At 64.0% G+C, this 20359-nt stretch carries 20 protein-coding genes; 12 read left to right on the plus strand and 8 right to left on the minus strand.

Going from position 1 to position 20359, the window contains the following annotated elements; all coding sequences use genetic code 11:
• On the minus strand, positions 1-272 hold a 272-nt coding region (locus RJQ10_RS14220), incomplete at its 3' end, for a Mur ligase domain-containing protein (protein ID WP_502880244.1).
• 176 nt (positions 273-448) lie between these two features.
• Here RJQ10_RS14220 and RJQ10_RS14225 point away from each other — a divergent pair.
• Both RJQ10_RS14225 and ppa read left to right on the plus strand, forming a co-directional pair.
• Entirely contained in the window at positions 449-1711 is a 1263-nt protein-coding gene (locus RJQ10_RS14225; RefSeq protein ID WP_350147731.1) for a 6-phosphofructokinase, read from the plus strand.
• 57 nt (positions 1712-1768) lie between these two features.
• The gene (gene ppa, locus RJQ10_RS14230; protein ID WP_350147733.1) at positions 1769-2314 is read left to right on the plus strand and encodes an inorganic diphosphatase; all 546 of its coding nucleotides are present in this window, start codon (positions 1769-1771) and stop codon (positions 2312-2314) included.
• A gap of 54 nt (positions 2315-2368) precedes the next feature.
• Here ppa and RJQ10_RS14235 read toward each other — a convergent pair whose 3' ends face one another.
• From RJQ10_RS14235 to RJQ10_RS14245, 3 genes are read right to left on the minus strand one after another with little or no spacing between them, the layout of a single operon-like run.
• The gene (locus tag RJQ10_RS14235) at positions 2369-3097 is read right to left on the minus strand and encodes a M15 family metallopeptidase (protein ID WP_350147735.1); all 729 of its coding nucleotides are present in this window, start codon (positions 3095-3097) and stop codon (positions 2369-2371) included.
• Between the two features lie 13 nt (positions 3098-3110).
• The gene (sfsA, locus tag RJQ10_RS14240; RefSeq protein ID WP_350147737.1) at positions 3111-3815 is read right to left on the minus strand and encodes a DNA/RNA nuclease SfsA; all 705 of its coding nucleotides are present in this window, start codon (positions 3813-3815) and stop codon (positions 3111-3113) included.
• A complete protein-coding gene (locus RJQ10_RS14245) occupies positions 3815-4990 on the minus strand; it encodes a pyridoxal phosphate-dependent aminotransferase (RefSeq protein ID WP_350147739.1) in 1176 nt (391 codons plus the stop codon). Before RJQ10_RS14245 ends, sfsA begins: the two co-directional genes overlap by 1 nt.
• 224 nt (positions 4991-5214) lie before the next feature.
• Here RJQ10_RS14245 and dksA point away from each other — a divergent pair, with 224 nt between their 5' ends.
• The 10 genes from dksA (at position 5215) to panC (ending at position 16194) form a co-directional block, all read left to right on the plus strand.
• On the plus strand, positions 5215-5694 hold the full coding sequence (dksA, locus tag RJQ10_RS14250; RefSeq protein WP_350147741.1) for an RNA polymerase-binding protein DksA: 480 nt from the start codon (positions 5215-5217) through the stop codon (positions 5692-5694).
• 39 nt (positions 5695-5733) lie between these two features.
• Complete coding sequence (gene gluQRS, locus RJQ10_RS14255) at positions 5734-6624, plus strand: tRNA glutamyl-Q(34) synthetase GluQRS (protein ID WP_350147743.1); 891 nt, start codon at positions 5734-5736, stop codon at positions 6622-6624.
• Positions 6625-6688: 64 nt separating this feature from the next.
• Entirely contained in the window at positions 6689-6865 is a 177-nt protein-coding gene (locus RJQ10_RS14260; RefSeq protein ID WP_350147745.1) for a hypothetical protein, read from the plus strand.
• Complete coding sequence (locus RJQ10_RS14265) at positions 6855-9830, plus strand: ATP-binding protein (RefSeq protein WP_350147746.1); 2976 nt, start codon at positions 6855-6857, stop codon at positions 9828-9830. Before RJQ10_RS14260 ends, RJQ10_RS14265 begins: the two co-directional genes overlap by 11 nt.
• Before the next feature lie 92 nt (positions 9831-9922).
• Complete coding sequence (locus RJQ10_RS14270) at positions 9923-11341, plus strand: sigma-54-dependent transcriptional regulator (RefSeq protein WP_350147748.1); 1419 nt, start codon at positions 9923-9925, stop codon at positions 11339-11341.
• Positions 11342-11775: 434 nt separating this feature from the next.
• A complete protein-coding gene (gene pcnB / locus RJQ10_RS14275) occupies positions 11776-13074 on the plus strand; it encodes a polynucleotide adenylyltransferase PcnB (protein WP_350147768.1) in 1299 nt (432 codons plus the stop codon).
• The gene (folK, locus tag RJQ10_RS14280) at positions 13074-13583 is read left to right on the plus strand and encodes a 2-amino-4-hydroxy-6-hydroxymethyldihydropteridine diphosphokinase (RefSeq protein WP_350147750.1); all 510 of its coding nucleotides are present in this window, start codon (positions 13074-13076) and stop codon (positions 13581-13583) included. Before pcnB ends, folK begins: the two co-directional genes overlap by 1 nt.
• Before the next feature lie 14 nt (positions 13584-13597).
• Positions 13598-14281, plus strand: coding sequence for a deoxynucleoside kinase (locus RJQ10_RS14285; RefSeq protein ID WP_350147752.1), 684 nt, complete (start codon positions 13598-13600; stop codon positions 14279-14281).
• Between the two features lie 8 nt (positions 14282-14289).
• Positions 14290-15081 (plus strand): 3-methyl-2-oxobutanoate hydroxymethyltransferase, encoded by a 792-nt coding sequence (gene panB / locus RJQ10_RS14290; RefSeq protein WP_350147754.1) that lies wholly within the window; start codon positions 14290-14292, stop codon positions 15079-15081.
• 228 nt (positions 15082-15309) lie between these two features.
• On the plus strand, positions 15310-16194 hold the full coding sequence (gene panC, locus RJQ10_RS14295) for a pantoate--beta-alanine ligase (RefSeq protein ID WP_350147756.1): 885 nt from the start codon (positions 15310-15312) through the stop codon (positions 16192-16194).
• Positions 16195-16254: 60 nt separating this feature from the next.
• Here panC and RJQ10_RS14300 read toward each other — a convergent pair whose 3' ends face one another.
• The 4 genes from RJQ10_RS14300 to RJQ10_RS14315 form a co-directional block, all read right to left on the minus strand.
• Positions 16255-17820, minus strand: coding sequence for an acetolactate synthase large subunit (locus tag RJQ10_RS14300; RefSeq protein ID WP_350147758.1), 1566 nt, complete (start codon positions 17818-17820; stop codon positions 16255-16257).
• Between the two features lie 115 nt (positions 17821-17935).
• Positions 17936-18337 carry a GtrA family protein gene (locus RJQ10_RS14305; RefSeq protein ID WP_350147760.1) on the minus strand — a complete coding sequence of 134 codons (402 nt, stop codon included), beginning with the start codon at positions 18335-18337 and terminating at the stop codon, positions 17936-17938.
• Complete coding sequence (locus tag RJQ10_RS14310; RefSeq protein WP_350147762.1) at positions 18334-19293, minus strand: glycosyltransferase family 2 protein; 960 nt, start codon at positions 19291-19293, stop codon at positions 18334-18336. Before RJQ10_RS14310 ends, RJQ10_RS14305 begins: the two co-directional genes overlap by 4 nt.
• Before the next feature lie 56 nt (positions 19294-19349).
• Positions 19350-20359, minus strand: a 1010-nt coding sequence (locus RJQ10_RS14315; RefSeq protein WP_350147764.1) for a hypothetical protein, incomplete at its 5' end; no start/stop codon positions are given.

Raw genomic sequence — 20359 nt, forward strand, 5'->3', positions numbered from 1 at the left:
GTATAGGCGAGGCCCGCGTTGAGCATGTACTCCACTGCCGGATTGCCGCGGGTCATGGCATTGCCGACGACCACCATATCCGGCGCCGGCTGCAGCTGCCCTGCGGCATAACCTTCGGCCAGGGTTATCCCGGCCGCCTGCAGCTGGGTGCTCATGGGCGGGTAGACGTTGGCATCGGAACCTGTCACCCGGTAACCGAGCTCGCGCGCCAGCAGGGCAATACCGCCCATGAAGGTACCGCAAATACCGAGGATATGTATGTGGCCTTTCAAGGTCCGCTCCCTGAGACGAAGGCGGCGAGTTTAGCATGCGGGCCCGGCAGCACGCAGTAATGGGCGGTAATACTGCCCATCGCGGTCTACAAGCCGGGGACTTTGCCGTATCATCCCCTGCCAATAAATTTCTACTGCGCCCGACCCGCCGGGCGCAGGCCTGACACGGATCTTCTATGCCAGCCAAGAATGCCTTTTACGCCCAGTCCGGTGGTGTCACCGCTGTCATCAACGCCTCCGCCTGCGGCCTCATCGAAACCGCCCGCGCCCACCGCGGCAAGATAGGCAAGGTCTATGCGGGTCGCAACGGCATCATTGGCGCCCTGCGCGAAGACCTGATCGACACCAGCAAGGAGAGCAAGGCGGCAATCCACGGCCTGCTCAGCACGCCTGCGGGCGCATTCGGGTCCTGCCGCCACAAGCTGAAAAGCCTGGAGGAGAACCGGGCCGAGTACGAGCGCCTGATCGAGGTGTTCAGGGCGCACAATATCGGCTACTTCTTCTATAACGGCGGCGGCGACTCTGCCGACACCTGCCTCAAGGTGTCCCAGCTCAGCGCGGCCATGGGCTACCCCCTGCAAGCCATCCACATTCCCAAGACCATCGACATCGACCTGCCCCTGACCGACACCTGCCCGGGCTTCGGCTCGGTCGCCAAGTATGTTGCGATTTCGACCCGCGAGGCCGCGCTGGACGTGGCCTCCATGTGCGAGACCTCGACCAAGGTGTTCATCCTCGAGGTCATGGGCCGCCATGCGGGCTGGATCGCCGCGGCGTCCGGTCTGGCCGCAGAGGAAGAAGGCGATGCCCCCCACATCATCCTGTTTCCGGAAGTGGCATTTGACCGCAAACGATTCCTGGCCAGGGTCCAGCGCACGGTCAAGCGCTTCGGCCACTGCGTCATTGTCGCCTCGGAGGGCACCCAGGACGCCGACGGGCGCTTCCTCGCCGAGTCCGGCCTCACCGACGCCTTTGGTCACAGCCAGCTGGGCGGGCTGGCCCCGACGCTGGCGGACATGATCAAAAGTGAACTGGGCTACAAGTATCACTGGGCGGTAGCGGACTATCTGCAGCGCTCCGCACGCCACATTGCCTCCCAGACCGATGTCGATCAGGCCTACGCTGTCGGCAAGGCCGCCGTGGAATTCGCCCTGCAGGGCAAGAACGCGGTCATGCCTGCGATCCAGCGCGGCAAGGGCAAACGCTACAGCTGGCACATCGGCGAGGCGCCGCTGCAGGACGTGGCCAACCGGGAGCGGAAAATGCCCCGGGACTTCATCTCCCGGGACGGCTTCGCCATCACCGAAAAGGCCCGCGACTATCTCGCACCGCTGATCGCCGGGGAAGCCTATCCGAACTACCGCAGGGGCCTGCCGATCTACACCCGGCTCAAGCTGGTGGCCGTGCCGCGCAAGCTGAAGACAGCGTTCAAGGTTTGAGCAGAGCCTGCTATACTCCGCACCCCCAAACAGCAACCCTTTATCACAGGAACTCCCATGAGCCTGAACCTTGTGCCTGCCGGGAAGAACATTCCCGACGAAATCAATGTCATTATCGAAGTACCGGCCCACTCTGATCCGGTCAAGTACGAAGTGGATCACGTCAGCGGCGCCATCACCGTCGACCGCTTCATGACCGCGGCGATGTTCTACCCCTGCAACTACGGCTATATCCCCAACACGCTGGCCGACGACGGCGACCCGCTGGATGTGCTGGTGCATACGCCGCACACGGTGATCAGCGGCTGTGTCATTCCCTGCCGCCCGGTCGGCATCCTGCACATGTCCGATGAGGGCGGCGGCGACGCCAAGCTGATCGCGGTGCCCACGGACAAGCTGAGCAAGGCCTACAAGGACATCAAGGAAGCCACCGATCTGCCGCCGCTGCTGATCCAGCAGATCCAGCACTTCTTTGAACACTACAAGGATCTGGAACAGGGCAAGTGGGTGAAGATCGACGGCTGGGGCACCGCGGACGAGGCGCGCCACGCCATCGTCGAGGCCGTGCGCAACTTCGACGAGACTTCAATGATCGAACGCTAGACCCCGAGCGGCGGGGCCGGCCCCTGGCCACGCCCTGCCCGCCATCACCCTCTCCTAGCTGCCGCCGGCATCCCCATCCACGAACGGGGACGGGCACCAGTCCGCCGGCACCTCCACATAACGCTCCAGCAACTCCGGCAGCCGGGCCTCCAGTTCCGACCGCAACAACAGCGGCTCCCGCTCGCAATCCCAGCAATCCCGCAACAGCGCCGCCGTCACCCGTCCACCACAGCCGGCCGCCAGTGGGGCGTAGCTCAGGTGCCAGCGCTCGGGGGCCACCCCGCCGCGGTCAACACCATAGGGCCGGTAAAAACCGTGGGATGTCCCCGCGGCCATCTGTGCATCCAGCCAGCGATGCAGCCGGTCGAACACCCCGCCGGGGGCCACCTCCTGCGGGCTCAGCTGCAGCACGTAATCGTCGGGTACCGCGGCCGCATCGTAGACGTCCAGGTCCGTGCCCCAGTGGTGGCGGGAGGTTCCGGGTAGCGCGGAAAAGCGCAGGATAGCCCGAATCCGCTCGGCAGCAGGCAGAGCGAGAATGGCAACGGCATTGCCGACATCATCGTGGACCGGGCGTTCGCCCCCCGCCTTGCCGTTCCAGATCAGGCGCTGGCGTTCAAAGGAACGGTAGCTGCTGGCAATCGCCAGATCGAAGCCCGCCTCCCGGGCATCCCCCCGCAGCCGGGCAAACGCCGCCGCTGCCAGGGGCTGCAGTCGATGCCCCCGGGCAAGCGCTACCAGATGGCGCTCGTCACGGCCGGTGAGCTGTTCTGTCGTCAGCACGGCACCCCCCCGGTCACAGTGGATCCAGACTGAATGGCAGGGCCTGCTCCAGCGCCAGCCCCTGCGGTGACACAGAGGAGCCCCAGGCCAGCACCTCGACCCCGGCGGCCTGCGCCGCGGCCAGGGCTTCCCGGTAGGCCGGGTCGATATCCCCGGCCGCGCTCACCCGTTTGATGCCGGCGTGAAGCACGCAGAAAAACAGCACGCTGCGGGTTCCCGCCTCCAGCACCCCCTGCAATTCCTGCAAGTGCTTGCGCCCGCGCTCACTGACCGCGTCCGGGAACAGACCCTGTCCGTCCTCGCGACACAGGGTCACCGATTTCACCTCGACAAATACGCGGCCCGCAGGCCCGCTCAACAGCAGGTCGGCGCGACTGTTGCTGCCGTACTTCACCTCGCGGCGGATGTCCGGGCAGGCACTGAAGCCCGGAATGCGCCCCGCCTCGAAGGCCTCGCCCACCACCCGGTTGGCCAGCGCGGAGTGAATGCAGGCCATGCCACGGGAGGTCGCCACCAGTTCCCAGGTATGGGGGTATTTACGCTTCGGATCATCCGCGCGCGACAGCCAGACGGGCGCGCCCTCCTCCACACAGCCGGTCATGGCGCCCGTGTTGGGACAGTGGGCAGTGAGTACCTCGCCGCCGGGCAATTCCACATCTGCCAGGAAGCGTTTGTAGCGGCGCAGCAGGCGGCCTTCAAGCAGCGGCCCGAAGCGCATCAGGCCAGGACCCCGGCCAGTCGCGTCACCGCCTCCTCCAGCCGCTCCATGCTGGTGGCGTAGGAAAAGCGGATATGCTCATTGGCGCGCACGTGACCGAAGTCGATACCGGGGGTGAGCGCCACACCGTGCTCCTCCAGCAGCCGCCAGCAGAACGCCTCGCTGTCGTCGGTGAAACGGGCGGCGTCCGCGTAGATATAGAAGGCGCCGTCCGGCCGGCAGGGGATAGTAAGGCCGATGCTCTCCAGTGCCGGCAACAGGAAGTCCCGACGCTGGCGGAAAATGTCGCGGCGCTGGTCGAGGATTTCGCGGGTGGCCGGCTCGAAACAGGCCAGGGCCGCGTGCTGGGCCATCGTGGACATGGAGATGAACAGGTTCTGCGCCAGCTTTTCCAGTCCCGGGGCTGCCTCTTCAGGCGCGACCAGCCAACCCAGCCGCCAGCCGGTCATGCCGAAGTACTTGGAGAAGCTGTTGACCACGAAAGCCTGCGGGTCCACCTCCAGCACCGAGCGGGTGGGAGCGTCGTAGCCCAGGCCGTGGTATATCTCGTCGACGATAAGATGACCGCCCCGGGCACGCACTGCAGCGGCCAGCGCTGCCAGTTCCTCCGGGCTCAGCGACGTGCCCGTGGGATTGGCTGGCGAAGCCACCATCGCACCCACCGTATTCGCCCGCCAGTGGGACGCAACCAGCGCACCGGTAAGCTGGAAGCGGGTGCTGGCATCCACCGGCACCAGCTGGCCGCGACCCTCGACCAGGCGCATGAAATGGCGGTTGCAGGGATAGCCGGGATCCGTCAGCAGCATGCCGTCTCCGGGGTTCAGCAGCAGCGCGCTCAGCAACAGCAGGGCGCCGGATGCCCCCGGGGTTACGAAGATGCGCGCGGGGGCGATATCCAGCCCGTACTCTGTCGCATAGTGCTGCGACAGGGCCTCCCGCAGGGCCGGCAGGCCCGCGGCCTGGGAGTAGTGGGTATGGCCCTCCGCCAGCGCCCTGCGCCCGGCTTCCACAATTGGCGCAGCGGTGCTGAAGTCGGGCGCTCCCGCCGCCAGGTGAACGATGTCGCGACCGGCCGCCGCCAGTTCCGTGGCCCGGTTCAGGACCTCGACGACCCGGAAGGGCTCAATATCAGCGACCCTGTCGGCAAGGCGCAGGCTGCCCTGTGTGTGTTCCATGACTATCCCCGGCTATCTACAGTGAGCGCCATTCTAGCAACGCCGGGCGACGCTTGTTAGCGCCCCGCAACGGCAACAAACGGCACCCGGAACAAGCGCCGAATTTTGTGGCGAAGCCGGGGGATATCTGGTAGTTTCTCCGCGCTCAGCCGCCGGGCCCCAGGCCTCGCGCACTCACTTTGGTGGGTTTTTTCGTATCACCCTATCCGTATGGGGCTACAGTCATGCCAAAAGCAGCAGAAATCAACGCGCCAGCCAAACCCGGCCGCGCGACCACCCCGGTTTCCACTTCCGAATTCAAGAACTTCGAGCCGTACAAGCCCAAGCGTGGCGAAGAGTACATGAGCGAAGGCCAGCGGGAGCATTTCCGCCAGATCCTGCGGAACTGGAAGTCGGAGTTGATGCAGGAAGTGGACCGGACCGTCACCCACATGAAAGACGAGGCCGCCAACTTTCCCGATCCCGCCGATCGCGCCACCCAGGAGGAAGAGTTCAGCCTGGAGCTCCGCACCCGCGATCGCGAGCGCAAGCTGATCAAGAAAATCGATGTCACCATCGAGCGCATCAACCAGGACGATTACGGTTTCTGCGATGCCTGCGGGGTGGAAATCGGCATCAAGCGCCTGGAAGCACGCCCTACGGCCACCCTGTGTATCGATTGCAAGACCCTTGATGAAATCAAGGAAAAACAGGAAAAGGGCTGACCTTCCGGCGGCGGACCGGCAAACGGTCCGCCACCGCCGATGATCCCCACGCCACCGGCCGGTTATCGCGGGCGCTTCGCGCCATCTCCCACCGGCCCACTCCACCTGGGATCACTGATAGCCGCGCTCGCCAGCCTGCTCCACGCCCGCAGCGCCGGCGGCGACTGGCTGCTGCGCATTGAAGACATCGACCCTCCCCGGGAGCGGACAGGCGCCACTGCCGCCATCCTCCACAGTCTGGTGCAGCACGGACTGCGCTGGGACGGCGACATCCTCTGGCAGAGCCAACGCAGCGCCGCCTACGACGCCGCGCTGGATGCGCTGGACGCCGACCACCACTTGTTCGCCTGTACCTGCAGCCGGCGCGAGCTTGGTGCCAACGGAGCCTGCCAGCAGAACTGCCGCGCCCGGCGGGCGCCGACCGGACGCCCCAGCGCGCTGCGCGTCGCCGTGCCCGCCGATTTTGTCAGCCGCTGGGAGGATCCCTGGCAGGGCCCGCAGTACTGCGCCCTGGGTCGGGAGCTGACGGATTTCATCGTGCGCAGGAAGGACGGGCTGTATGCCTACCAGCTCGCGGTAGTGGTGGATGATGCCTACCAGGGAATAACCGATATCGTGCGTGGCGCCGACCTGCTGGATTCCACACCGCGCCAGCACCTCCTGCAACAACTGCTGGGCTACCCGCAGCCGCGCTATGCCCACATTCCGGTATTGACCGATGACCAGGGCAGGAAACTCAGCAAGCAGACCCTGGCACCGGCGCTGGATGACGCCGCCGCGCCGTCAAACCTGCGCCTGGCCCTGCACTACCTGGGGCAGCCGATGCCGCCCGCGGCCGCGGACAGCGCCCGGGCCCTGGTGGACTTCGCCGTGGCGCACTGGTCTCCACTCGGCCTGCCGCGGGCGCCGGCCGTAACCGCGGACCAATGACGCGCTTTACCCGCTGACAGGCCTTCAGTAGTATCCATGGCCACGGCGGCCGGGGGCACCCAGTATGTACATCAACCGGGCCCTGCTCCTGCTCATGGGGCTGGCCTTTATTTTCATGCCTGCGATTGAACAGTGGCTGTGGGCGCCGGACTCGGGCTGGTACCGGCCTTTTGTCCTGTGGCTGGCCGCAATAGTCGCGGCCTGGTGGAACCAGTTCCGCAGGTATCCGGATGAGCTTTAGTCTGCCGGAAATCCTGCTGGCGATTGTCGCCTACCTGCTGGTCCTGTTTCTGGTCGCGCACCTGGCGGAGCGCGGCATTCTGCCCCGCGCCATCACCCACCACCCCGCCACCTATGTGCTGTCGCTGGCAGTTATCGCCGGGGCCATGGCCAGCAACGCCATCTTCGAACTTGCCTATCGCTATGGCTATGGCTTCCTCCTGTACTACGTCGGTGTGGTGCTGATGTTTCTCATGGCCACCCTGCTGCTGTTGCCCCTGCTGCGCCTGTGCCGGGTATACCAGCTCGCTTCGCTGGCAGACGTGCTGACTTTCCGCTTCCGCAGCCATCGGGTGGGCGCGGCAGTCACCGTAGCCATGTGCCTGACCCTGATGCCGCTGCTCGCCCTGCAAATCCAGGCGGTGGCGGACAGCATCCATATCCTGGCCGGGGCCCCGGACCGGCTGATGCCATCCGCGCAGCGCCAGGACACTCTGGCCCTGATGTTCTGCGTGATCATCATTGTCTTTGCCATCCTTTTCGGTACCCGCAACCTGACCTCCGAGCGGCGCAATATCGGCCTGGTGACCGCGGTGGCGTTCGAGTCCCTGGTCAAGCTGGCGGCGATGCTGGCCATGATGTGGCTCGCAGTGAACGAGATTTTCGGTGGTTTCGAGGGACTCAATAGCTGGCTGGCGGCCACCCCCGAGGCACGCACGCTGGTCGAACAACCGGTCGCGGGCGATGCGGCCCGGGTGCTGCTGCTGGTGTTCTTTGCCGGCGCGGTCTGCATGCCGCACATCTTTCACATGGCCTTCGCCGAGAACAAGGAGTCCCAGGACCTGCGCGCCGCCAGCTGGGGGCTGCCCCTGTACCTGCTGCTGCTGGCGTTGCCGGTGTTGCCACTGGCCTGGGCCGGCATGCGTCTGGGGCACGACCTGCCTGCGGGCTATACCGGGCTGGCCATCGGTATTGGCCTGCAATCCCCGGGCTTCGCCGCCCTGGCCTTTGTCGCCGGGCTGTCGGCCGCCAGTACCGCCATCATCGTGGCGACCCTGGCCCTGGCCAATATGTGCCTGAATCACCTCATTCTCCCCCGCCAGCTGCTGCAGATTCGCACTGACCAGAGCCTCTACGACCAGCTGAAGTGGCTGCGGCGCAGCTTGATCACGCTGCTCATCTTCGCGGGCTACGGCTTCTTCATGGCAGTCAACGGCAAGCAGAGCCTGGCGCAGCTGGGGCTGGTGGCCTTTACCGGTACCCTGCAATTCCTCCCGGGCATCGTCGCCACGCCCTACTGGGCAGCGGCCAACCGCAAGGGCCTCATAAGCGGCCTGGTCGGCGGACTGGCGACCTGGTTCCTGCTGCTCTTGCTCCCGGCGCTGGGTTTTCCCCAGCCCGAATGGCTGGCAACCCTGGCGGCCCAATGGCTTTCCAACCAGGACCATATCTGGGCCGCGACCAGCCTCGCGGCACTGGGGGTAAACCTGGCCCTCTTCGTGTCGATATCGCTGCTTTCCAGCACCACTGAGGAGGAGCGGGTGGCGGCGGAAATCTGCTCGATGGACGTGCTCAACCGTCCCTCCCGTCGCACCCTCACCGTACACAGCGCCAGGGAGTTCAGCGAGCGCCTGGCCACGTCGCTGGGAGAGGCGACTGCCCGCTCGGAGGTCGCCCGGGCGCTGGAGGAGCTGCAGTTTGATGAAGACGAGATCCGCCCCTACGCCCTGCGCCGGCTGCGCTCCCGGATTGAAGCCAATCTGTCCGGGCTGCTGGGCCCGGCAGTGGCCTTCAGTATCGTCAACCGCTGCATTCCCTTTGCCGCCAAGCCCGGTGGCAGCACCGAGGACATCTTCCTGATCGAGCGCCGACTCGACCAGGCCGGCGGCCAGTTCACCGGCCTGGCGGCGGAACTGGACAACCTGCGCCGGCACTACCGGCAGACCCTGGACAACCTGCCGATCGGGGTCTGCTCTCTGGCCCCTGACGGTGAACTGCTGCTGTGGAACCGCAGCATGCACAGGATCACCGGCATCCCCTCCTCCGCCGTGCTGGGCTCTGTGCTCGATTCCCTGCCGACACCCTGGCGCCAGATCATCGGTAACTTCCTGCGCGAGGACGCCGATACTATCCTGAAACGGGAGGTTGCCCTGGGCGACGGCGTCTCCCGCTGGATCAGCCTGCACAAGGCCAGTGCCGGCGGCGATCCGGATGGAGACCAGATCCTGCTGATTGAAGATATCTCCGACTACGAGCGGCTGGAGCAGGAGCTCCTGCACAGCGAGCGCCTGGCCTCCATTGGCCGCCTCGCGGCCGGCGTCGCACACGAGATCGGCAATCCCATCACCGGTATCGCCTGTCTGGCGCAGAACCTGGAATACGTCGAGGATCCCTCCGAGGTACATGAGACCGCGCGCGATATTCTGAAGCAGACCGGTCGTGTCAGCCGTATCGTCGATTCCCTGGTGAATTTCTCCCACGTCGGCTCCGGGGCCGGGGATACTCACCTGGAGCCCTGCAACCTGGCGGACTGTGTCGACGAGGCGGTCCATTTGCTGCAGCTGGACCACCAGGCCAAGCCGCTGCATTTCGATAACCACTGCAACCGTGAGCAGCTGGTGCTGGCCGACGCCCAGCGCCTGCTGCAGGTCTTCGTCAACTTGCTGGGCAATGCCCGCGATGCCAGCGAGCCGGGGGGCCGGGTGCAGGTACGCGCCGGCAGCAGCGAAGGCAGGGTCACCATTGAAGTCGAGGACGAGGGCCCCGGCATCCCCGCGGAGCTGCAGACGCAGGTATTCGAGCCCTTCTTTACCACCAAGGAACCGGGGAAAGGGACCGGCCTGGGGCTGGCGCTGGTGTACAGCATCATGGAAGACCTTGGCGGCAGCGTCCAGATCCAGAGTCCGGTGGGGCCGCCGGAACACCCGGGAACGCGGGTCATCCTGCAACTGCCGGTGAGCAATTACCCCCGCGATTTTCGGCTGTAACCCCGGGTGACAGTTACAACCCCCTGTTCTGAGTGGAAAAAAAACTCTCACAAGGGTATGTTGGTAACCCTTCTTCCAAGAGGTAACACTGCATGCAACAGATTCTGGTGGTGGAAGACGAGTCAGTGATCCGGACCGCCCTGCGGCGCCTGCTGGAACGCCATGACTACCAGGTTGCCGAGGCGGCCTCGGTGCAGGAAGCGGAATCCAAGCACTCCCTGACCGATTTCGACCTGATCATTTCCGACTTGCGCCTGCCCGGAGCCCCGGGAACCGACCTGATCAAGAAAGCAGGCGATGTCCCGGTACTGATCATGACCAGCTATGCCAGCCTGCGCTCGGCAGTTGACTCCATGCGCATGGGGGCCGTGGACTACATCGCGAAGCCGTTTGACCACAGCGACATGGTGGCCGCGGTGGAGCGGATCATCGCCGATCACCCGGCCAGGAAGGGCGAGAGCGCGGGCAGTAGCAGCGCCGACAACCGGGTGACCGGCATCATCGGCAATTGCCCGGCCATGGTGACGCTGTCGGAACATATCCGCAAAGTGTCTCCGACCGATTCGACGGTGCTGGTGCTCGGCGAAACCGGAACCGGCAAGGAACTGGTCGCCCGCAGCGTGCACCAGCACAGCAAGCGCGCGGACAAAACCCTGATCTGTGTGAATTGCGCCGCCATTCCCGACACTCTGATCGAGTCTGAGCTGTTCGGCTATGAGAAAGGCGCGTTCACCGGCGCCAACGCCAGCCGCATGGGCCTGATTGAGGCCGCCGATGGTGGCACCCTGTTCCTGGACGAGATCGGGGAACTGCCAATGGAGGCTCAGGCGCGCCTGCTGCGCTTTATTCAGGAGGGGGAAATCCGCCGCATAGGCTCGGTCCACTCGCGCAAGGTCAATGTGCGCCTGATCTGTGCCACCCACCGCAACCTGCACGTTCTTTCGGCCGAGGGCCTGTTCCGCCAGGATCTCTACTACCGGATAAACGTGCTGCGTCTCGAGCTTCCTCCCCTGCGCGAGCGGGGCAAGGATATCCTGCATCTGGCGGAAAAAATGCTGCAGGTGCAGGCCGAGCGTCTGGGCAAGGGGGCGATGGAGCTTTCACCCCGCGCCATCCAGGCGATTACCACCTACCAGTGGCCGGGCAATGTGCGCGAACTGGAGCATGCGATCGAGCGCGCGGTGGTGCTGTCGGAAAGTAGCGAGATCGACAATGAAGCCCTGGGTATAGATCTCGAACTGGTCAATATCAACCGGATTCGCGGCCAGGGCATACAGGCACCCACGTCCTATACACCCCGCAGCATCACCTCGGACCCGAACGAGGATTTGTCTCTGGAGGACTATTTCCAGCGCTTCGTGCTGGAACACCAGGACTCCATGAGCGAAACCGAACTGGCCCAAAAGCTGGGCATCAGCCGCAAGTGTCTGTGGGAGCGACGCCAGCGCTTCGAAATCCCCCGCAAGAAGGCCTCGGGCAGCAGCAGCCGGCGCCGCAAGACCGCATCCTGAGCGTTACCACCCTCGACGGCTGTAACACGAAGGGGAGTAGAAGGGTAACAACCAGCGGCTTTCAGGCGTATTCAAAGCCAGCATGATTTTATTAACTATATGATTTTTAAGAATTTATCTATTTCTGGCACAGGCTCTGCATTACTAAACCCGGCAGCAACAATAAAAATAACACCAAGGCCGCAATAACAATAACAGAGATACTATGGACCTGGACGGGGAAGAATTCTTCCCCCTCAATTTCAGGCCCCACGGCTAGCATAAAAACAATATTATTGCCCGCATAACAATAACGTACAGCTGAGACCTGGATGGGGAAGACACTGTCTTCCCTGTCACTTACTTTATGAATGTCTCCCGACACACCGGAAACGAGCCACTGTGCTAAACTCCGCCCTGTTTTTCGTCTCGCACAAGGCAACCATCGTTTGAAGGTGATACCCAGGGATCAGCACTGCATATCCCGCAAGAACATCAGTGACGGCGCACTGAAGGTCATGGCGCAGCTGCGTCGCAACGGCCACCAGGCCTATCTGGTCGGCGGCGCCGTGCGCGATCTGCTGCTGGGCGGCCATCCCAAGGACTTCGATGTCGCCACAGATGCGACACCGGAGGAAGTACACGCGATATTCCGCAGTTCCCGCATCATTGGCCGACGCTTTCGCATCGTCCATGTGCGCTTCGGACGCGAAGTCATAGAAGTGACGACGTTCCGCGGCCACCATGACAGCGAACCCGATACCAGCCGCGGCAAGTCCCAGTCGCATCAATCCGATCAGGGGCTGTTGCTGCGCGACAACGTGTTCGGCACGCTGGAAGAGGACGCCGTCCGGCGTGACCTCACCGTGAACGCGCTTTACTATGACGCCGCCAACTTCGCGGTCTATGACCACGTCCACGGCATGCAAGACATGCTCCGGCGCAGCGTTTGTATTATCGGGGATCCGGAAGTCCGCTTTCGCGAGGACCCGGTTCGCATGCTGCGCGTGGCGCGGTTCGCGGCCAAGCTGGAGTTTACTGTCGAGGCGGAAACTGCCGCTGCCATCCCGCGCTGCGCCCACCTGCTGCGGGAAATCCCTGCCGCGCGGCTGTTTGATGAATTTCTCAAGCTGTTCTCCTCCGGGTATGCCGAGCGCACCCTGGAGCAACTGCTGGAACACGACCTGCTGCGCTACCTGTTTCCCGACAGCGACTATGAAATACGCCAGGACAGCGTGTCCAGGGGGCTGGTGGAGGCAGCCATGCGCAGCACCGACCAGCGGATTCGCGACGACAAACCGATCACTCCGGCGTTCCTGCTGGCGGCCCTGCTGTGGCCCGTGGTGGACCGCCTGGCGGACCAGCTGCGCGACCGGGGCGACCCGCCGATGACGGCCATGCACAATGCGGCCCAGCAGGTCATCGCCAGCGCCGTGCAGACGCTCGCCATTCCGCGCCGCTTCACCATGCCGATGCGCGAGATCTGGGAATTCCAGCTGCGCCTGCAGCGAGGCAACAGCCGCAAGGCCCGGGAATTGCTGCAGAATCGCCGTTTTCGTGCCGCCTACGACTTCCTCTTGCTGCGCGAGCAGGCGGGGGAAGAGACCGGGGATGTGGGGGCTTTCTGGACCGAGTTCCAGACCCTGCCCGAGAACCAGAACCTGCCCATGATTGACAGCGAAGAGCCCGACGATGGCGCAGGCAATCGACCGCGTCGGCGCCGTCCGCGCAAGCGGCGCCCCGCCACCTCCTGATGCCGGTCGCCTACATCGCGCTCGGCAGCAATCTCGAGAATCCGGCGCAGCAGTTGCAGGCTGCCACCGATGCCCTGGCGGCGCTGGCGGAGGTACGCATCATCGCCGGCTCTTCCGTGTTCCGCAGTGCCGCGGTCGGCCCGGGAGAGCAGCCGGACTATCTCAACGCGGTCGTGGCGCTCGACACCTCGCTGGCGGCAGAAGACCTGCTGGATCGACTGCAGGCTATCGAGCAGGCCCGCGGCAGAGAGCGCAACATCCGCTGGGGGCCTCGCACCCTGGATCTGGACATCCTTCTGTACGGCGACCAGCAGATCTGCTCACCCAGGCTACAGGTCCCGCATCCGGCCATGGCGCAGCGCCATTTCGTCCTTTATCCTCTCGCCGAAGTCTGTCCGCGGGAATGGGTACTTCCCGGCGGCGACACACTGGCGGCGCTGCTGTCCCGCTGCTCCACCGACGGACTGGCTGACACCGGCCTGGCACTCAACTACCACCTGCAGCACTGACGGGAGCTCCGGCCTTGAACACAGACAAGCCACCGACCGGCGTTGACCTGAAAGGCCGAACCCCGCCACCCTATATTGCCGTGGAAGGCCCGATCGGCGTGGGCAAGACCACCCTGGCCCGGCGCCTGGCGGCCACCTTTGGCCACGACACCCTGCTCGAGGATGCAGACCACAATCCCTTCCTGGAACGCTTCTACGGCAACCGCCGCCACGCGGCGCTGGCCACCCAGCTGTTTTTCCTGTTCCAGAGGGCGCAAAAGATAGAGGATCTGCGCCAGACCGACATCTTCGCGCCGGTGCGGGTAGCGGACTTTCTGATTGAAAAAGACCCGCTGTTCGCCCGGGTCAACCTGGACAGCGATGAGTTCCAGCTGTACCAGAAGGTCTACCGCCAATTGCTGATCGAACCCCCGCGGCCGGACCTCGTAGTCTACCTGCAGGCACCCACCGACGTCCTTCTGGACCGTATCCACGTTCGCGGTATCGTCCACGAAAAGGCCATCCAGCGGGACTATCTCGAGCGTCTGAACGAAGTGTACAGTGAGTTTTTTCTGTATTACGATGATGCCCCTTTACTTATCGTCAACGCCAGCGAGATCGACCTCGCCAATGACGAGCAGGACTACCGGCACCTGGTCGATTATCTTCTGGATATTCGCAGCGGCCGCCACTACTTCAATCCCACGTTCTTTGGATAATGCGACGTATGGGCAAGATCACCATCAGCACCCTGGACAAGATGAAGGCGGCGGGGGAGAAGTTCGTCTGCATTACAGCGTATGACGCCACCTTTGCCCGCCTTGTCTCCGAAGCCGGCGCCGAGACCATTCTCGTCGGCGACTCACTCGGCATGGTACTGCAGGGCCACGACAGCACTATTCCCGTCACCGTGGACCACATGGTCTACCACACCGAGAGCGTGTGCCGCGGCGGCCCCGACTCACTGGTGATTGCCGATCTGCCCTTCATGGGTCACGCAACCCCGGAAGTGGCCATGGACAATGCCGCGCGCCTGATGCGTGCAGGCGCGCAGATGGTCAAGATCGAGGGCGGCACCTGGCTGTCGGATACCATTTCCATGCTGGTGGAGCGCGGCATTCCCGTCTGTGCCCACCTGGGCCTGACCCCGCAATCAGTGAACGCGATCGGCGGGTTCCGGGTACAGGGGCGCACTCCCAAGGAAGCCAAGTCCATTCTTGCGGATGCGGTGGAGATCCAGGACGCCGGCGCCAGCCTGCTGGTGCTGGAATGTGTACCTGCGCCGCTGGCGACGGACATCAGCGAGAAACTGGATATCCCGGTAATCGGTATCGGCGCGGGACCGGGCACCGATGCCCAGGTCCTGGTCCTGCATGACATGCTCGGCCTGTCCAGCCACAGCGCCCGTTTCGTGCAGAATTTCATGCAGGGCAGCGACAGCATCCAGGGCGCCCTCAAGGCCTTTGTCACAGCGGTAAAATCCGGCACCTATCCTCGGGATGAGCACACCTATAGCTAGCCTAGCCTCAGGTTTGCAAGCGCTCACTATTATTTTTTGTTACCGCCCTGCCAAGCGCTTCTTTGGGTAACACACCCCACTTAACTTTTCTTTTGCATCCATTGCCCGGGGCATTGGCTTGGGGCATACTGCCGGTCCGCTCCCGCTCCGGCAGCGATTTGCGGCACCAAACGACCTGTTTGCTCCGGTCTTGCGTCACCCTTACCGTGTTACGGGGGTCATGAAGATATGCGGACTTTTACCAGCATCGCACCATTACAGTCAGCCCTCCGGGGCTGCCGCCAGCAGGGCCAGCGAATTGCCTTCGTACCGACGATGGGCAATCTTCACGAAGGGCACCTGGAGCTTGTGCGACGGGCGCGGCATATCGCTGACATCGTGGTGGTCAGCATATTCGTCAACCCCCTGCAGTTTGGCCCCAGTGAAGACCTGGATGCCTATCCCCGCACACTCGTTGCAGACAAGGAAAAACTGTTCAGCGAGGGCGTGCAGTACCTGTTCTTTCCCGACGTCCATGAAATGTACCCCGAGGGCATGGCGCTACAGACCCAGGTCCAGGTGCCCGACCTGTCGGAAACCCTGTGCGGCAGCAGCCGCCCCGGCCACTTCACCGGGGTGACCACGGTGGTCAACAAACTGTTCAACATCGTCCAACCCGATGTAGCCGTGTTTGGGGAAAAGGATTTCCAGCAGTTGTCCATCATTCGGAAAATGGTCAAAGACCTGTGCATGCCCATCGAGATCGAGGGTATCGCCACGGCTCGCGACACCGACGGCCTGGCAAAGAGCTCCCGCAACGGCTACCTGTCACCGGAGCAGCGCCGGCTGGCGCCCCTGATTCACGATACGCTGGTGAGTTGCCGCGAGGCCATAGCCTGCGGTTTCGACAACTTCCTGCAACTGGAATCACACGCCCGTATGCAATTGCTGCAGGCGGGCTTCGAACCGGATTACTTCGCCATCCGCGACGCGCGTACCCTGCGTGCCGTCAATGAACAGACCGAGGAAATTGCCATCCTCGCCGCTGCCCGCCTGGGCTCCACCCGCCTGATCGACAACGTCAGGCTGACCCTGAACCCGGTATCCGACTGGGGTATGCTCGCCTCCCCCTGAAACCAGCGCAGGCACCTCCCCCGCGCACCCGGGGCACCAGCGCCCGCTGGCCCTGTCAGCTCACCCCAGGGCCAGCGGCGCAACGCGGGCATCAATCAGGTGTGGCCCCGGGCTTGCCAGGGCGCTCTCCAGCTCGCGGTTGAACTCCTCCGCCGTGGTGGCACAGCAGGCACTCACTCCCATGCCCCGGGCCATGGCGACAAAGTCCATATCCGGGTTGCCGATATCCAGCGAACTGGCGGCCTTGGGCCCGGGCTTGCCTCCCCGGGCCCCGGTGCGCAGGAACTCCAGCTCGAGAATGCTGTACTTGCGATTGTTGAATACCACCACCGTGACGTCCAGGTGCTCCCGCGCCATGGTCCACAGCGCCTGAATGGTGTACATGGCGCTGCCGTCACCTTCCAGGCAGATCACTTTGCGCTCCGGGCAGGCCAGCGCAGCACCCACGGCTGCCGGGAGGCCCCAGCCAATCGATCCGCCCGTCTGGTTCAACCAGTCGTGGGGCTGGGCGCAGGCAGTCAGCGGGAAGCAGGCCAGACCCGCGGTAATCCCCTCGTCGACGACGATGGCATCCTCGGGCAGGAAGTGAGCCAGGGCCAGCGCCACCGCGTTGGCGTCCAGTGTTCCCGCGGGCAGGTCAGGCAATTGCAAGGGATGTACCGAGGGCGCCGCGTCCACCGCGCCCAAAGACTCCAGCAGGGTCTCCAGCGCCATCTCGATATCGTCTTCCGGCCCGGCCAGCAACAGCTGCTCGCAGCCCCCGGGAGCGATCACACTGGCCACCCCGGGGTAGGCAAAGAAGGCCACCGGACTGTCGGCCCCGACCAGGATCAACTGTTCCAGGTCCTTGAGGCTGTCGATAGCGAGCTCCGCCAGGTAGGGCAGGCGCTCCACGACGCCGGAGCCGGCGCCACGTCTCACCCGGGAAGGGAATGTCTCGGTCAGGACGCGTGCCCCGGTGGCAGCGCCGATACGGCTGGCCAGCAGGGTGACCTCGCCGCTGATTTCCCGCCCGCCGAGCATGATGGCCGTGCGCTTGCCGGACCGCAGCATTTCCTGCGCCCGGCTCAGGCGATCTTCGGCAATCGGGGCCGGGCCGGACACGGTCACCGGGCCCTCGGCCCCACCGGGGTTGTCACCCCAGGATACATCTGCCGGCAATAACAGCGTGGCAATCTGCCCTGTTCCGGCCTGGCGCACTGCCTCCGCGGCGTCCCTGGCAATGGCTTCGGGGGCCGTGGAGGCGCGCACCCAGTGCGACACCGGCCCTGCGATACCGGCTATGTCCGAGGTCAGGGGCGAATCGTACTGCAGATGGTAGGTCGCGTGGTCACCGACAATATTGACCATGGGCACGTGGCCTTTCCGGGCATTGTGGATATTGGCCAGGGCATTGCCCAGGCCGGGTCCGAGGTGCAGGAGGGTCGCGGCCGGCCCGCCCGCCATCCGCGCGTAACCATCAGCAGCGCCGCTGACCACGCCCTCAAACAGGCACAGTACACAGCGCATTCCCTCGACTTCGTCCAGGGCCGCCACGAAATGCATCTCCGAAGTACCCGGGTTGGTAAAACACATGCTGACGCCGTTGTTGACCAGTGTCGCTATCAGGCTTTCTGCACCGTTCATTGTTTGGTTCCCTGCCGGTTTGCGCGGCATGCCACGCCTGAAAGCCCACAGTATACTGATACCGGAACACGGATAAAAAGCACCATCGGTAGTGACGATCAGCTTTCTTGGCGATTCAACCCCGGTGACTGAACACCCACAGCCGGGCGCTGACAAAGTTGAACAGTAGCGCGGTTGCGGACCCCAGCGCCAACGGGATGACCGGGCAAGAAGCCAGTGTCGGCACAGCGGCAATGACACTCACATAGACCCCGAGATTGATCAGCGCCCCTATCGTCTGTGTCGACAGGTAACGGCCGTATTCGCGCCCGCGACCCGCTCTTGCGTGGCTTGCAAACGTGATGCGGCGATTGAGATACCAGGTCGCGGTAACCGCCAGACCGAACGATATTGCCCGCGCGCTGTATAGACCCCAGCCCTGGCTTGCGACCAGCCAACTCAACACTCCCGCGTCGACCAGGAAACCGACAGCGCCAATACCGGCGAAACACCATGCCTGGCGGCGCAGGCCGGTCATCGGGGCGGATTGTCGGGGAGGTCGAAAGCAGAGCCCGGATCCAGCGCGGGGGTCGCCAGATAATGCAGCCGCCTGGCTTCGCGCCGGCCCTTGGAAACCGTGTCCAGGATCATGCCACAGGCCAGGCACAGGAAACCCAGCAGCATGGTACCTGTGGCCAGGATTGCTGTGGGGAACCGGGGTACCAGGCCAGTCTCACGGAACTCCACCAACACAGGGAAGGCCAGCAGCAAGGACAGGCTCGCCAGTGCCGCGAACAGGCTTGAGAAGAACATGAGCGGACGCTCGTCCTTGACCAGGTAGGCGATGGTGCGAAGAATCCTCCAGCCATCGCCGAAAGTACGCAGCTTGCTGGTAGAGCCCGATGGACGCTCGAAGTAATCGGTGAGCACCTCCGCCACCCGCATCCGCATTTCCAACGCGTGAATCGTCAGCTGCGTCTCTATTTCAAAGCCGGAGCTGAGGGCCGGAAAGGATTTTACGAAACGCCGCGAAAACACGCGGTAGCCGGTAAGCATGTCACTGAACTGATTGCCAAAGATCCAGGAAACCATGCCGGACAGAAGCCGATTGCCGGTTCTGTGGCCCAGCCGGTAAGCGCTGGGCGCATCGGCTCGCCGGGCGGCGCACAACATGTCCAACTGTTCCGCCAGCAGCTGCCGCACCAGGGCTGGGGCGACACTGGCGTCATAGGTTGCGTCACCATCCACAAGCACATACACATCCGCTTCGATCTCGCTGAACATCCGGCACACCACGTGCCCTTTACCCTGCATGAGCTCTCGCCGCAGCACGGCGCCCTCCCGTTCCGCAACAGCCGCTGTTTCATCCGCGGAGTTGTTGTCGTAAACGTAGACTTGCGCCGCCGGCAGCGCCCGGCGGAAGTCGCCCACTACCTGCCCGATGGTCGTCGCCTCGTTGTAGCATGGAATCAAAACCGCCAACCGCAATTTCATTCCCGGTACCTCCCTCTCGGCGCCACTGGCGGACCCAGCGCACACCACCGTCCTGTTCATTTTCCAGTCACCCCCTGCACTGACACCGGGCCGCGCTCCCGCGGGCCGACCCGCAGGTAAAGCGCGGCCTGATCGCTGCGCGCCAATAACTGAAAATGTTCCTCCATTCCCGGGTTATCGTCGAACGTGGGGAACTCTGCGCGGCGCAGGTTTACCAACAGCATGTCTGCCCCGAGCTGCTCCAGGTGCCGCGCCAGGGCCTGGGCATCCCCGCTCAAGGCCATGACGTCGGCATAGCGGGCCGGGCCGAACCAGTCGCCTATCGTGGCGCTGGGAAGATAATATATTTGATCCTCAAAACCCAGCTGGTAGAGGACTCGACCGGGCAGCTCGGGGAGCGAGGCAAGCAGCGCATGGCCCGCGTGCTCAGCGACAAGATACCGCGCCCTGCTCTCGCCGTCGGGATGCAGCCTGGACAGCTCCTTCGCCAACTGCAGGCCCGAAGCCAGCAACAGCACCAGCAACAAGGCAACACCCGCGCCCCTCGGCAGACGCCTCCAGAGTATCGCCGAGGCTGTAACCGGCCACAGCTGGGTCCCTACCCAGGCCGTCAGCAGGGCGAGCATGGGGTAGATTGGCACCGCGTATCGCCAGTAAGCAGAGCCCGCGTACCAGATCAGCAGGGAGGCGGCTGCGCAGACTACCAACCCGCGCAGGAATGGCGAGCTCTGCCGCCAGAGAAATACCGCCAGCAGCGCTGGCAAATACACCCAGTGCCGCCACAAGGCGGCCCTCCCGATGTCGTCGAACTGACTGGCCAGGTCGCCGGCATCCCACAGCCAGAACCCGAAGACGGGACCACCCACCGGGTGTACCGGATCCCCGCTCAGCAGGTAATTCCTCAGGTACCAGTATCCGCCGGTCACGGCAAACACCAGTATCGCGCAGACGACCACCCGGAAGCGTCGCTCCAGCACCAGTGCGAGTGCTTTGCGGCGCATTTTTTTCATCAGGCGAAAGAGCAGCAGACTGACCGCCAGCATGAGAATTGCCGAAACGGAAATCA

It is taken from the genome of Haliea sp. (genome assembly GCF_040222615.1).
GTDB lineage: Bacteria > Pseudomonadota > Gammaproteobacteria > Pseudomonadales > Halieaceae > Haliea.